13 protein-coding genes are annotated in these 13964 nt (G+C 42.2%); 11 read left to right on the forward strand and 2 right to left on the reverse strand.

The genetic code is table 11. The features are described from left to right. Positions 1-48 precede the first annotated feature (48 nt). Both rpoE and J7W16_RS16700 read left to right on the forward strand, forming a co-directional pair. Complete coding sequence (gene rpoE / locus J7W16_RS16695; protein WP_210598608.1) at positions 49-573, forward strand: DNA-directed RNA polymerase subunit delta; 525 nt, start codon at positions 49-51, stop codon at positions 571-573. Between the two features lie 173 nt (positions 574-746). After that, complete coding sequence (locus J7W16_RS16700) at positions 747-2345, forward strand: CTP synthase (RefSeq protein WP_210598609.1); 1599 nt, start codon at positions 747-749, stop codon at positions 2343-2345. Positions 2346-2977: 632 nt separating this feature from the next. On the opposite strand, the gene J7W16_RS16705 is transcribed toward J7W16_RS16700, so the two are convergent. Continuing rightward, positions 2978-3499, reverse strand: a complete 522-nt coding sequence (locus J7W16_RS16705; RefSeq protein WP_210598610.1) for a DUF2529 family protein — start codon at positions 3497-3499, stop codon at positions 2978-2980. Positions 3500-3717: 218 nt separating this feature from the next. Here J7W16_RS16705 and J7W16_RS16710 point away from each other — a divergent pair, with 218 nt between their 5' ends. From J7W16_RS16710 to J7W16_RS16740, 7 genes are all read left to right on the forward strand, one after another. Further along, positions 3718-4095 carry a response regulator gene (locus J7W16_RS16710; RefSeq protein WP_346726952.1) on the forward strand — a complete coding sequence of 126 codons (378 nt, stop codon included), beginning with the start codon at positions 3718-3720 and terminating at the stop codon, positions 4093-4095. Between the two features lie 239 nt (positions 4096-4334). Beyond that, positions 4335-5198: a class II fructose-1,6-bisphosphate aldolase gene (fba, locus tag J7W16_RS16715; protein ID WP_210598612.1), complete on the forward strand. Its 864-nt coding sequence runs from the start codon at positions 4335-4337 to the stop codon at positions 5196-5198. 269 nt (positions 5199-5467) lie between these two features. Continuing rightward, positions 5468-6751: a UDP-N-acetylglucosamine 1-carboxyvinyltransferase gene (locus J7W16_RS16720; protein ID WP_210598613.1), complete on the forward strand. Its 1284-nt coding sequence runs from the start codon at positions 5468-5470 to the stop codon at positions 6749-6751. 459 nt (positions 6752-7210) lie between these two features. Further along, positions 7211-8482, forward strand: a complete 1272-nt coding sequence (rho, locus tag J7W16_RS16725; RefSeq protein WP_210598614.1) for a transcription termination factor Rho — start codon at positions 7211-7213, stop codon at positions 8480-8482. Positions 8483-8597: 115 nt separating this feature from the next. Then, complete coding sequence (locus tag J7W16_RS16730; protein WP_210598615.1) at positions 8598-8843, forward strand: type B 50S ribosomal protein L31; 246 nt, start codon at positions 8598-8600, stop codon at positions 8841-8843. 163 nt (positions 8844-9006) lie between these two features. Beyond that, on the forward strand, positions 9007-9627 hold the full coding sequence (locus tag J7W16_RS16735) for a thymidine kinase (protein WP_210598616.1): 621 nt from the start codon (positions 9007-9009) through the stop codon (positions 9625-9627). Between the two features lie 135 nt (positions 9628-9762). After that, positions 9763-10248 carry a hypothetical protein gene (locus J7W16_RS16740; RefSeq protein ID WP_210598617.1) on the forward strand — a complete coding sequence of 162 codons (486 nt, stop codon included), beginning with the start codon at positions 9763-9765 and terminating at the stop codon, positions 10246-10248. Between the two features lie 40 nt (positions 10249-10288). Here the strand turns inward: J7W16_RS16740 and J7W16_RS16745 are convergent, their stop codons facing one another. After that, positions 10289-11596 (reverse strand): FAD-dependent oxidoreductase, encoded by a 1308-nt coding sequence (locus J7W16_RS16745; RefSeq protein ID WP_210598618.1) that lies wholly within the window; start codon positions 11594-11596, stop codon positions 10289-10291. A 362-nt stretch (positions 11597-11958) separates the two neighbouring features. On the opposite strand from J7W16_RS16745, the gene prfA reads away from it, so the two are divergent. Together prfA and prmC are read left to right on the forward strand one after the other, a co-directional pair. Next, entirely contained in the window at positions 11959-13032 is a 1074-nt protein-coding gene (prfA, locus tag J7W16_RS16750; protein ID WP_210598619.1) for a peptide chain release factor 1, read from the forward strand. After that, positions 13016-13903 (forward strand): peptide chain release factor N(5)-glutamine methyltransferase, encoded by an 888-nt coding sequence (gene prmC, locus J7W16_RS16755; RefSeq protein WP_246880070.1) that lies wholly within the window; start codon positions 13016-13018, stop codon positions 13901-13903. Before prfA ends, prmC begins: the two co-directional genes overlap by 17 nt. The last annotated feature ends 61 nt before the right edge of the window (positions 13904-13964 follow it).

Consider the following 13964-nt stretch of genomic DNA (forward strand, 5'->3'; position numbering starts at 1 on the left):
AGATGTGTAAGAAATAGGTGGAAGATTGATCTGAAAGGAAGTGCCTTGATGAATTTACAGGAAATGACGAAGGAAGAGTTACAAGAGGTATCAATGATTGAAGTTGCTTTTGAAATTATGAAAAAAGAGCGTAAGCCATTCGACTATTATGATTTAATTAAAGAAGTTGCGAAAATAAAGGGTATGTCAAAAGAAGAAGTGAACCAACGTATCGCTAATCTATATACAGCTATGAATATTGATGGACGTTTTCATTCATTAGGAGACAACAATTGGGGACTTAAGAGTTGGTATGCTCTTGAACAATCAGATGAGGAAATCACAACACCGGTCAAGCCTCGTAAGAAAGCGAAAATCGCTGATACTGATCTTGATGCTGGATTCGATGACTTTGATGATGAGTATGAGGATCTTGAGGACGAGCTTGATGAGCTTGCAGTTGATGACGATGCAGATGATGATGACGATACCGATGTCGAGGACTTCGACGATAAGGCAGATATCGACGAAGATCTTGATGATGACGACGATGATAGTGATGATTTAGAAGATGATGATGACGACTTAAGCTAGTCTAATCCAACTCTTGACTTATGCCCGCTTTCTAGGTAGAATCATTTTTGGGCTTAAGAAAATACTGATAATGTTGAAACAAAAGTGTGCCCCCTACTTTGAGGGAGATCTCACTTTTGTTTTTTTATTTATATACAAAAAAATACTTATATTACAGCGAGGGAGACGAAAAAATGGCAGCAAAATATATTTTTGTAACGGGCGGTGTTGTGTCATCTCTTGGTAAGGGAATTACAGCAGCTTCTCTTGGACGTTTGCTTAAAAACCGTGGCCTAAAGGTGACCATTCAAAAATTCGATCCATATATTAATGTCGATCCAGGAACAATGAGTCCATATCAGCATGGAGAAGTATTTGTAACCGATGATGGTGCCGAGACAGATTTGGACTTAGGCCATTATGAGCGCTTCATTGATATTAATTTAAGTCAGAATAGTAATGTCACAACAGGGAAAATCTATTCAACTGTTATCAAAAAAGAACGTCGCGGCGATTACTTAGGTGGGACAGTTCAAGTTATTCCACACGTCACAAATGAAATTAAAGAACGTGTCTTCCGAGCAGGTCGTGAAACAAATGCTGATGTTGTTATTACCGAGATTGGTGGTACGGTTGGTGACATCGAAAGCTTGCCTTTCCTTGAAGCAATTCGTCAAATCAAGAGTGATGTCGGCTCTGAAAACGTCATGTATGTTCACTGTACACTTATTCCTTATTTAGCAGCTGCTGGTGAGATGAAGTCGAAACCAACACAGCACAGTGTTAAGGAATTAAGAAGTCTTGGTATTCAGCCGAATATTATCGTTGTTCGTACCGAAAAGCCAGTCCCTCAAGAAATGAAAGAAAAGATTGCTTTGTTCTGTGATATCGATAAGGATGCAGTTATTGAAGCACGTGATGCGGATACCCTTTACAAAGTTCCACTAGAACTACAAGCACAGCATCTTGATGATATCGTTTGTCGTCATCTACGTCTAAAATGCCAAGAAGCTGATATGACTGAATGGATTGACCTAGTGAATAAGGTTCAAAATCTTTCTGAGAAAGTAACGATTGGTCTTGTTGGTAAATATGTTTCTCTTCAAGATGCTTATTTATCTGTTGCTGAGTCACTTCGTCATGCAGGATATGCTTATGATGCAGACGTAGAAATTAAATGGATTCATGCTGAAGATGTAACAGAAGCGAACGTAGCTGAGCTTCTTTCGTCAGTAGATGGCATTCTAGTCCCAGGTGGCTTCGGTGATCGTGGGGTAGAGGGCAAGATCAGTGCAATTAAGTATGCGAGAGAGAACAATGTACCGTTCCTCGGTATTTGTCTTGGAATGCAGCTAGCATCGATTGAATATGCACGTAATGTTCTAGGGCTTGAGGGTGCTCATTCGGCAGAGCTAGATCCACAAACGCCTTATCCAGTCATTGACTTGTTACCAGAACAAAAGGACGTCGAAGATATGGGTGGAACGCTGCGTCTTGGACTATATCCTTGTAAGCTTGTTGCAGGCTCCCTTGCAGAGGCGACATATCAAGAGCCAGTTGTCTATGAGCGTCACCGTCATCGTTATGAGTTTAACAATGAATACCGTGAGCAAATGGAAAAGGCCGGCTTTATCTTCTCTGGGACAAGCCCAGATGGCAGGTTGATTGAAATCATTGAATTGAGTGAGCATCCATTCTTTATTGCATCTCAATTCCACCCTGAATTCAAATCAAGACCAACGCGTCCGCAGCCATTATTTAGAGAATTCATCGGTGCATCATTAAAGAAATAGATTAAACAAAAGAAGGTGCCAACCGTTAACCCCGGTTGATACCTTCTAGCCTGTCGACAAAGTCTTGCTAAGGCGAGACTGTTGACAGGTTTTTTTGGTTAGTTGCCACGATATGGTGCTTCGACCTCGCTACCGGGATGGGGGGCAGCACCCGCCGGAGGGCATGGAACTAACCGGCTCAGCCGGTGGATTTCCATTTTGCCCTTATTTCCTGCAGGAGTCGGCCCTCCCATCCCGTCCGCTTTGTTTAGTGCGAAAACAGGGAATTTCCTTCTCCTCAAACAAAAGACAGGGGCCAAGTACCAGTGTCGCCAATAGAAAACAAACGAAATAACATAAAACGCCTTTGAGAGTCATTTCTCAAAGGCGTTTTATCTATGTCTGGAAGATGGTGGAAATGTTTAAGGTGTCTAACAGAAATAACGAATAAAGCAATCACGGAGCGGATGAAATATACGTAGACTCCTGCGGGATGCAAAAGCCAAAGGTGAGACCCCGCAGTGCAAGGCACGAGGAGGCTCACCGGCTTCCCGCGGAAAGCGAAGTATATTTCAGGAGTGGATTACGCCCGCTACCTATATTGTTCGTATTTTCTATTAATTAAATCACTTTTGTCCCAGTCTCTTATTTTCTCATTCAAGCTCCTCGAGCATTTCCCTCATCAAAAGGGCGAGAGCGAAATAACAGTAGAGGGCTGTAATCGAGGCGGGATAGCCTACTCGCTCACCAGTATCTGTTGGCACTAATCCATTACGTACACCTAAATCGATGACGATATCAGCGAGTGTGCCTAACGGTGCTGAATCTTCCTCTGCAACAATACATACAAATGGAATTTGTTGATCATATAGCTTTTGAGCATAATCAAGTACTCGCTCGTCCGATGCCTTTCTTGCAACGAGTAAGACACGGTCAACGGAATCGAGCTCAGCCATTGAATCGTTTACAATGAGGGAAGCGGTTTGATCTAATCGGTCTTGTCCATATAGAGCCTCCACGACAACGGTAGCCATTTCGTCGTCGCCATAAATATATAAAGTCCCTTCCCCAATCAGTGCCTGACTAAGTAAACGGGCAGCATCCTCTAATAATTCTTCTTTTGTAGCGATGGATTGAAATAATCCTGCTAGCTGTGTTGTGAAAATCTTTAGCACGTAACAATCGCCTTCCTTCTCTTCTTTTAGTTGTCATTATAGCTTAATCCTTGATTATCGACAAAAAGAGACAGGTGATGTCGGACGGTTTTTCTAGTAAGTTCATCAATTTTGGCAGGACTTTAATAATAAACAACGAATCTTAAGCTAGATGACGATGTCCAAACACCAATTATAAATAAATATGAAAGTGATTATAAATGAGGAGGAGTTATACAGTGAAGAAGATATTAGTGGTTGATGATCAATACGGAATTCGGGTGTTACTTTGTGAGATTTTACAGAAGGATGGCTATCAAATGCATGATGCGGCAAATGGTGTCCAGGCACTGAAAATTGTTGAGAAGGAGCAGCCAGACTTAGTGCTATTAGATATGAAAATTCCTGGAATGGACGGGCTTGAGATCTTGAAGCATATTAAAGAGGACCATCCACAAATCAATGTAATTATGATGACTGCATATGGTGAACTGAACCTGATTAACGAGGCAATGAGCTTAGGAGCAATCACTCACTTTGCGAAGCCTTTTGATATTGACGATATTCGTGCAGTGATTAAGGAAAGCATTGATGGCTCGAAAACCGAAGCAAAATAATTTACGAAAAATAGAGGAATAAGGGCAGAAAGACGTGTAATTTGAGTTGAGTGTGCTATAATGGACACGTTAAACAATAGAGAGTTTCTTATAGATATAAAAGTGGGCGGAGAGATCTTATACATAGGTAAGAGGATAATGTTAGCTTAGGTCGGGCACATTTTAAATGGATACGATCTAGGATGGATAAGAAAAACGTTCGCTATCTATGATTGCTCAAATACAAAGGAGGAAACAAAATGCCTTTAGTATCAATGAAAGAAATGCTTAACAAAGCAAAGGCGGAAAGCTATGCAGTGGGTCAATTCAACATTAACAACCTTGAATTTACTCAAGCGATTCTTCAAGCAGCAGAGGAAGAGAAGTCTCCAGTAATCCTAGGTGTATCTGAGGGTGCAGCACGTTACATGGGAGGATTCAAATTAATTGTCAACATGGTTAAGGATCTTATGGAAGAGTACGGTACAACTGTACCAGTTGCGATTCACCTTGATCACGGTTCTAGCTTCGAGAAGTGTGTAGAAGCAATCCATGCAGGTTTCACATCTGTTATGATTGATGGTTCACATCACCCACTTGAAGAAAACATCGCAATTACGAAGCAAGTTGTAGCTGTTGCTCATGCTCTTGGAGTATCTGTTGAAGCAGAGCTTGGTCGTATCGGTGGACAAGAAGATGATTTAATCGTTGATGATGCAGAAGCTGCTTACGCGATTCCTGCTGAGTGTAAAGAACTAGTTGCTGCAACTGGCGTAGATTGTTTCGCTCCTGCTCTAGGTTCTGTACATGGTCCTTACAAAGGTGAACCAAACCTTGGTTTCGATCGTATGAAGGAAATTGATGAGCTTGTTGGAATTCCACTTGTTCTTCACGGTGGTACTGGTATTCCGTTGAAGGATGTTCAAAAGGCAATTTCATTTGGACATGCAAAGATCAACGTTAACACAGAAAACCAAATCACATCTGCTAAAGCAGTTCGTGAAGTGCTTGAGGCAAACCCAGAAATGATTGATCCTCGTAAATACTTAGGACCAGCACGTGACACAATTAAAGCAACAGTAATTGGCAAAATGCGTGAATTCGGTTCTTCAAACAAAGCATAATACATCCGTATGGTTAGACAAAAAGCAGTTCAGCTGAACTGCTTTTTGTCCATTCATAGGGGAATATCGACGAATTTCTACCTATTCCTAAATTCCTCAACAAATTTTCATAATAAAAGATGACAATTCCAAGCAATAACACCGATAATAGAAAAGACTTCTTTCTATTTTGACAAGAAAAGATTCGTTACTTTCGCTTTGAAATGGTTATAATGGAAAATAGAAGATTACTCTAGATGGTGACTAGCAACGATGGAAAGGATGCGAGTATGGATAAATTAATGATTGAAGGCGGATATCCTTTAGAAGGTAGTGTACAAATAAGTGGAGCAAAAAATAGTGCAGTAGCATTAATTCCAGCTGCAATTTTGGCTGATTCCGAAGTAACCATCGACAATCTACCAGCAATTTCTGATGTTCAATTACTAGCAGAGCTTCTCCGTGAAATTGGAGGAGAGGTTGAGTTAAGTACTCATGAAATCAAAATTAATCCGGAAAAAATGATAGCAATGCCACTTCCGAATGGAAGAGTGAAGAAGCTACGAGCTTCTTATTATTTAATGGGAGCAATGCTAGGGAAATTCAAAAAAGCAGTGATTGGTCTACCAGGAGGCTGCAATCTGGGCCCAAGACCCATTGATCAACATATTAAAGGTTTCGAGGCACTTGGAGCAAAGGTAACCAATGAACAAGGGGCTATTTATCTGCGTGCAGATGAGCTTCGTGGGGCAAGAATCTATCTTGATGTTGTCAGTGTTGGGGCAACGATTAATATCATGCTTGCAGCTGTGCGAGCAAAAGGACAGACAATCATTGAAAATGCAGCGAAAGAGCCAGAAATTATTGATGTTGCAACATTACTTACGAGTATGGGAGCACGCATCAAAGGGGCTGGAACAAATGTAATCCGGATTGATGGTGTGGATTCATTATCAGGCTGCAGGCATTCAATTATTCCAGACCGTATTGAAGCGGGAACGTATATGATCCTAGCCGCAGCGATGGGGCAAAAGGTAGTCATAGATAATATTATTCCATATCATGTTGAGTCACTCATTGCTAAGCTAAGAGAGATGGGAGTCGTCATTGAAGAGAGCGACGATCAGCTACTTATACATAGTACTGCTGTCAAAAAGGGTGTCGATATCAAAACCCTAGTCTACCCTGGTTTCCCAACGGATCTCCAACAACCGTTTACTAGCCTGTTAACACAGGCCGAAGGGACAAGTATTGTAACAGATACAATATATAATGCCCGCTTCAAGCATATTGATGAATTACGAAGAATGGGTGCGAATGTTAAGGTTGAAGGCAGGTCGGCAATTTTGAACGGACCAACCAAGCTTCAAGGAGCCAAAGTAAAGGCAAGTGATCTCCGTGCCGGAGCTGCACTTATTGTTGCTGGCTTGCTTGCTGATGGAATCACCGAAATCTCCGGACTTGAGCATATTGACAGAGGCTACGCAAACCTTGAAGAAAAGCTAATCGGACTAGGTGCAAAAATTTGGCGTGAAAAAATGACCGAAGAAGAAGTCGAGCAAGTCGAAAGTTAACTGAAAGAAAATGAAGAGGGGCTTTGACCTAAAGAATGGTGGCTAATTGAAACTCCGAACAAAGCAAGTGTTTAGCGGATGAAATATACGTAGACTCCTGCGGGATCTAAAGCCAAGGGTGAGACCCCGCAGGCGTAGACGAGGAGGCTCACCGGCTTCCCGCGGAAAGCGAAGTATATTTCAGAAGCGGTGCCGCAAACGATCTATCTTGTTCGGGCGGTTCAGACCACTTGTCCCAGCCTTCTCTTCTAAATGTTTTTTAGTGATCTTGAATAATGATCATGAAAAAGGTTAAAATAAAAGATATTCGATTCCTTCACCTTATCTTTCTCCGTACAATCTCTATCCCTTCTTACATACAAGAAAAGGCTATTCCAGACTACGATGAGTATAAGTGAAGAAAAATCCATATAATCAATCAGGTTACAACTGATTAGTAAATAGAAACGTGGTGTTACAATGGGTGTCCATATATCAGATTTAGAGAATATGAAGCTAAAAGAACTTTATGAACTTGCTAGAGAATACAAGATTTCCTATTACAGCAAGTTAACGAAAAAAGAATTGGTGTTTGCGATCCTTAAAGGACAGGCCGAACAGGATGGACTTCTGTTCATGGAAGGTGTCCTAGAAATTATTCAGTCAGAAGGCTTTGGCTTCTTGCGACCAATCAATTACATGCCAAGCTCAGAAGACATCTATATCTCCGCTTCTCAGATTCGTAGATTCGATTTAAGAAATGGTGACAAGGTTTCTGGTAAGGTTCGTCCACCAAAAGAAAATGAGCGCTATCACGGTTTGTTACATGTTGAAGCAGTGAACGGCGATGCACCGGAAACATCAAGAGAACGTCCTCATTTCCCTGCACTTACTCCACTATATCCTGAACAGAAAATTGAATTAGAGACAGCACCTGGTCGTGTATCATCACGAATCATTGATATGATCTCACCTGTTGGTTTTGGTCAACGTGGATTAATTGTTGCACCACCAAAGGCTGGTAAGACGTCATTAATGAAAGAGGTTGCTAACAGCATCGCTGAAAATCACCCCGATGTTGAGTTAATCGTCCTTTTAATTGACGAACGACCAGAGGAAGTAACCGATATTGAGCGTTCGGTTAAGGCTGAAGTCGTCAGCTCTACCTTTGATGAAATGCCAGAAAACCATATTAAAGTAGCTGAGCTTGTATTAGAGCGTGCAATGCGACTCGTTGAGCATCGAAAAGATGTGGTCATTTTAATGGATAGTATCACAAGATTAGCGCGTGCGTATAACCTTGTTATCCCACCAAGTGGCAGAACCTTATCAGGTGGTATCGATCCAGCTGCATTTCACCGTCCTAAGCGTTTCTTCGGGGCAGCCCGTAATATCGAAGAGGGTGGAAGCTTAACCATTTTAGCGACAGCTTTAGTTGAGACAGGCTCCCGTATGGATGATGTTATTTATGAGGAATTCAAAGGGACAGGAAACATGGAGCTACATCTTGATCGTAAGCTTGCTGAGCGTCGAATCTTCCCATCAATTGATATTCGTCGGTCTGGAACAAGAAAAGAAGAGCTTCTTTTACCGAAGGATCAGCTAGAAAAGCTATGGGCTGTTCGTAAGACGATGAATGACTCACCAGAATTTGTTGATCATTTCATCAAACGAGTGAAAGAAACTAAAACAAATATTGATTTCTTTGCTTCAATGGAAGAAGAAATGAAGAAATCCACACGGAAACGATAAACGGACTGGTGTAAATTGGAGTTGCAATTTACTCATTAAGTTGATATAATTTCGTCATGTGTGATTGAGATAACTCTGTTTCGAAGAGATTCAGGGCAAAAGGAGATGAAAAGTAATGAAACAAGAAATTCACCCAAATTACCAAAAAGTTGTTTTCTTGGATACAAGCACAGGTTTTAAATTCCTTAGTGGTTCTACAAGAGGTTCAGCTGAAACAATTGAGTGGGAAGATGGTAACACATATCCACTTCTTAAAGTTGAAGTTAGTGCGGATTCTCACCCATTCTACACTGGTAAGCAGAAGCTTAACGATGTTGGTGGACGAGTTGACCGCTTCAAGAAGAAATACAACATGAAGTAAACTTCATAAATAAAGCAGGCAAGCGAGAGCTCTGCCTGTTTTTTTTTCAGAAAAGAGTGCCGTTTCTAGTAAATTAGACGATAAAACAGTACAAGCAACCCTAAAAAAGGGGTGAAAGAGGCTTGTTCATTATAGATTATTTTCGTAAGGTGGGGGAATATAGATGCAGATTTTTAAGCAGCTTGGTTGGGTTGAAGTGATTTGTGGAAGTATGTTTTCGGGCAAGTCTGAAGAGCTAATTAGACGAGTGCGACGCGTGAGTTTTGGAAAGCTTAAGGTTCAAGTATTTAAGCCAGCACTTGATAATCGTTATAGTGAGGAAGAGGTTGTCTCACATAATGGAAACAAGGTAATGGCAACACCTGTTGCTTGTTCAAGTGATTTGTTGCCGCTCGTTCTTGAAGATACTCAGGTTGTTGGGATCGACGAGGTTCAATTTTTTGATGAAGAGATTGTTCATGTGGTGGACGAGCTTGCTAATCGTGGCATTCGTGTTATTTGTGCTGGACTTGATCAAGATTTCCGTGGCGAGCCATTTGGACCAATCCAAGCATTGATGGCGATTGCTGAAGAAGTAACGAAGCTTCAAGCCGTCTGTCCTAGCTGTGGTGCTCCAGCGAGCCGAACGCAACGCTTGATTGATGGGCAACCTGCTTCTTATACAGATCCGATTATTCTTGTTGGTGCATCTGAATCCTACGAACCACGCTGTCGTGACTGCCATGAGGTTCCTCACCGCCCGCAGCATGCCAAAGTGATTGAAAGAAGTACAACGCAAGTGTAATAAGGCAAAAAAGCCGAACATCTCATATTGGATGTTCGGCTTTTTTTTATGGTCAAAACTAACAGCTACATTTCCTACAAGATCGGGGACACTAATTGATGCAGCCCTACTTTAGTATTATGGAGGTGCATTTGCATGAGAAAATGGATAGCTCCGCTAACATTAGGAGTGCTGCTTGTCACGGGGTGTCAGGCTGGACCAATCGAAGGAACACAGGACGGACAAGGGATACAGAGTATGTCGACAGACTCAGATGTGAACCGTCTGACTTATGGCTTATTCGGACCGGGTCCAATGAATTTCGAAAGTATTAATCGACAAAAGCCGACATATGGTTATCGAAGTGATATCCAAAATACGACTGGAACAAGCTTTAGATCAATGCATGCTGAACGTCGTCATTTAGGGAACGACCAACAGCTGATCCATCATATTATTCATGATGAATTTGGGCTTGATTCAGGTATGGTCATTCTTGCGGGAAGTCATGCGTTCGTCAATGTGTCGATTCCTAAGGATCTTGAAGACGATGAAAAGAAAAAGAAGATCGATTCACTCGAGCGAAAGTTCCAAGAGGAAATCCCGAGATATCGCGTTCATATTACCGAAGAGAGTAACTAGAAGAAAGAGGGTGTCCTGTCTAGGGACACCCTCTTTACGATTAACGTCGTCGTGCTGTTTGCTGTAATGGATCCCATGCCATGTTAAATGGCGGGGCGTAGGCGAGGTCTAGATCCTCTAATTCCGCGATCGTCATCCGATGATAAAGAGCTGTCGCAAGCACATCGATACGCTTGTCGACACCCTTTTTCCCGATGATTTGGCCACCAAGTAATTGATTAGTTTCCGTGTGATAAAAAAGACGAAGCGTCATTCGTTCAGGGTCAGGATAATAGCCAGCGATATCGGGTAACGAAGCTGTAACGGCTTCATATGGGAATCGCTGTGTTTCAATCTCACTTGCAGATAATCCAGTTCTCGCTAAGGTAAGGTCAAAGAATTTAATGATTGATGTACCAACAATCCCTTGAAAAGCCCGACCTTTGCCAATCATAGAGAGTCCTGCTAAGCGTCCTTGTTTATTTGCGTGGGTTCCAAGTGGAATATAGTCATCCTTCTCCTTGATACGATGGTACTGAGTGGCACAATCTCCAGCAGCGTAGATATCCTCAATATTCGTCTCTAAAAAGGCGTTGACTTTAATGGCTCCATTTTTGTGAAAGTGGATCCCTGTTTCCTTTAAGAATGAAGTGTTTGGACGAACACCGACAGCGACAATGACAAGGTCACTCTCAATCTCGCCTTTATCCGTTAGAACACGCTGGACTCGCTCTGTTCCTGCAAACCCTTTGACCGATTCATTTAATTTAACGGTGATCCCGTGCTTTGTTGCTTCCTCCTCGATCATTTCAGCTAGATCCTCATCGAAAATCGTTGCGAGCTGTGAGGATTGTTCGATAATGGTCACGTCTTTTCCAATTTCTACGAGGTTTTCAGCCATTTCAAGACCGATATAGCCACCACCGATAATCGTTACCTTTTGTCGACCTTCTGCATCCTTAATCAATGCTTCTGTCTCAGGGATCGTTTTGATTGTATGAATCCCATCAAGATCTGCCCCGTCCCATTTTGGCATGACAGGTGTGGCACCAGTTGCGATCAGTAATTTATCATAGCTTATTTCAAAACCGTCACCAATGACGACTTTCTTCTTTGGATCAATTTCTGTAACTTCATGGTTTGTCCGAGCGTCAATCCCGTACTTCTCTCTAAAAGTTTCGATACTTCGGGCAATAAGAGAATCAGTTGAATCAATCAACTGACCGACAACATAAGGAAGACCACACTGGGCATAAGAATAGATTTCCCCTTTTTCAAGTGTTGTGACCTCAGCCTCCGAATCATTGCGGACAATTTGCATAGCAGCACTCATCCCGGCTGCGTCACCACCGATAATGACATATTTCATGAAAGCACCTCTTTTCCACATTAATCATACATACCATATGTATTCCCGATTTAATTAGTATTGAAGCAAACTTTTGGAAAGTATACATATGAAAGCCACTGAAAAAGGTGCGATTTTCACCTTTCTTAGTGGCTTTTAAGCAATGAGCGAAACCGTTGCAATGTCTTAAGCCTTGCTATGAGTGAGTTTCTCATAGCAGGCGTGCAACGAGTGGAGCCATTGCTGCTTCCCTGAGATGTTTGACTACCTGTTGCTAAAAAACCTACAGTGCCCACGAAAATGGGACCTCACATTGACCCGGGTATCTCAGTATACTATAATTAGACTGTTATACATTGGAAATCCTTAATGAGGTGAAAGCCGTGTTAGATCGTGTACAATCGTTAGAAGACCGTTATGATCGGTTAAATGAATTACTTAGTGACCCTGATGTCATCAATGACACGAAAAGGTTACGTGAATATTCAAAGGAACAATCCGATTTGCAGGAAACAGTGCAAGTCTATCGTGAATATAAGGAAGCACATGCTCAGCATAAGGATGCACGTGCAATGCTTGATGAGAAGCTTGATGATGAAATGCATGCAATGGTGAAGGAAGAAATTGATGAGCTATCTGAGAAGCTTGAAGAACTCGAAGCTCGTTTAAGAATTCTCCTTTTACCGAAGGACCCTAATGACGACAAGAACGTTATTGTTGAAATTCGTGGAGCTGCTGGTGGAGATGAAGCTCAGCTATTTGCTGGCGATCTCTATAAAATGTACTCTCGCTTTGCGGAAGCACAAGGCTGGAAAACAGACATGATTGAATCAACAACAACAGAGCTTGGCGGATTCAAGGAAGTCATCTTCAGCGTGAACGGGACGGGAGCTTATTCAAAGCTTAAGTATGAAAACGGGGCCCACCGTGTGCAACGTGTCCCGACAACAGAATCTGGCGGTCGCATTCATACATCAACGGCAACCGTTGCTGTTCTTCCAGAGGCAGAGGAAGTTGAAGTGGAGATCCACGATAAAGACATTCGTACAGATACGTTTACATCAAGTGGACCAGGTGGACAAAGTGTTAATACAACGATGTCAGCTGTTCGATTAACACATATTCCGACAAACACAGTTGTTTCCTGTCAAGATGAGAAATCACAAATCAAGAACAAGGAAAAGGCAATGAAGGTTCTTCGTGCTCGCGTATTTGATAAAATCAATCGTGAGATCCAAGCAGAATATGATTCAACCCGAAAGCTTGCCGTAGGTACAGGTGATCGTTCTGAGCGAATCCGCACGTATAACTTCCCACAAAGTCGTGTGACGGATCACCGCATTGGTCTAACGATTCAAAAGCTAGATCAGATTTTACAAGGAAAGCTTGATGAAATCATCGATGCCTTGATCGTTGAAGAACAAGCAGAAGCAATGAAAAATGCTGAAGAAATATAAGATGACTGTGCAGGAGGCCCTTAGGTGGGCTTCTTCTTTTTTAGAGGAAAGAAAATTAGAGCCGCCTGTTGCAGAATGGTTAATACGTCATTACTTACAGGTAAACCGGACGAAGCTCTTTACAATGCTACAGGACCCGATTGAGCCGAAGTGGATTGATCAACTCGAGCATGACTTGCATGAGCATGCAAAGGGTGTTCCTGTTCAGCATTTAATTGGCTATGAGGAGTTTTTTGGACGGCGCTTTGCCGTGAACAAGCATGTCTTAATCCCAAGACCAGAAACAGAGGAATTGGTTGTTGCCGTTGGTCAATTAGCAGCGAAGCTCTTCCGAGATGAGCAAGTGACTGTTGTCGATGTTGGAACAGGAAGTGGAGCGATTTCAATAACGCTGGCACTTGAACACCCCACCTTCGAGGTCAATGCTATTGATATTTCTGAGGAAGCGTTATTCGTTGCCCAAAAGAACGCGAAGAACCTTGAGGCAGATGTACACTTTTTAAAAGGTGATTTACTCCAACCACTAATCAATCAGCAAAAAAAAGTGAAGCTCATCGTCTCAAATCCACCGTACATCCCTTTAACAGACGCTGAGCAATTGGCTGTTCACGTGAGAGATCACGAACCACATCTTGCCTTATTCGGCGGTCAGGACGGACTCGATCTCTACCGCAGGTTCATGACCGAGCTCCCACAAGTAATTGAACAAACCGGCATCATCGCATTTGAAGTCGGCATCAATCAAGCAAGAATTGTTGAAGCGATGCTAGCTAAGGCATTTCCGTATGCCACGACTGAGATACGGAATGATATTAGTGGGAAAGAACGTATGGTGTTTGCTTATGGGGATATGAGTAAAGATGAGGGATAATGAAATAAATAAAGTACCTAACTAACATACCGAACAAAGCAATCACGTAGCGGATGAAATA

The organism is Halalkalibacter suaedae (assembly GCF_017939705.1).
GTDB lineage: Bacteria > Bacillota > Bacilli > Bacillales > Bacillaceae_D > Halalkalibacter > Halalkalibacter suaedae.

Coding starts and splice junctions, on each gene's coding strand:
- J7W16_RS16730 (WP_210598615.1), top strand. CDS start 8,598: ATGAAACAAGAAATTCACCCAAATTACCAAAAAGTTGTTTTCTTGGAT.
- J7W16_RS16735 (WP_210598616.1), top strand. CDS start 9,007: ATGCAGATTTTTAAGCAGCTTGGTTGGGTTGAAGTGATTTGTGGAAGT.
- prmC (WP_246880070.1), top strand. CDS start 13,016: ATGCTGAAGAAATATAAGATGACTGTGCAGGAGGCCCTTAGGTGGGCT.
- fba (WP_210598612.1), top strand. CDS start 4,335: ATGCCTTTAGTATCAATGAAAGAAATGCTTAACAAAGCAAAGGCGGAA.
- rpoE (WP_210598608.1), top strand. CDS start 49: ATGAATTTACAGGAAATGACGAAGGAAGAGTTACAAGAGGTATCAATG.
- J7W16_RS16720 (WP_210598613.1), top strand. CDS start 5,468: ATGGATAAATTAATGATTGAAGGCGGATATCCTTTAGAAGGTAGTGTA.
- J7W16_RS16700 (WP_210598609.1), top strand. CDS start 747: ATGGCAGCAAAATATATTTTTGTAACGGGCGGTGTTGTGTCATCTCTT.
- J7W16_RS16745 (WP_210598618.1), bottom strand. CDS start 11,596: ATGAAATATGTCATTATCGGTGGTGACGCAGCCGGGATGAGTGCTGCT.
- J7W16_RS16740 (WP_210598617.1), top strand. CDS start 9,763: ATGAGAAAATGGATAGCTCCGCTAACATTAGGAGTGCTGCTTGTCACG.
- rho (WP_210598614.1), top strand. CDS start 7,211: ATGGGTGTCCATATATCAGATTTAGAGAATATGAAGCTAAAAGAACTT.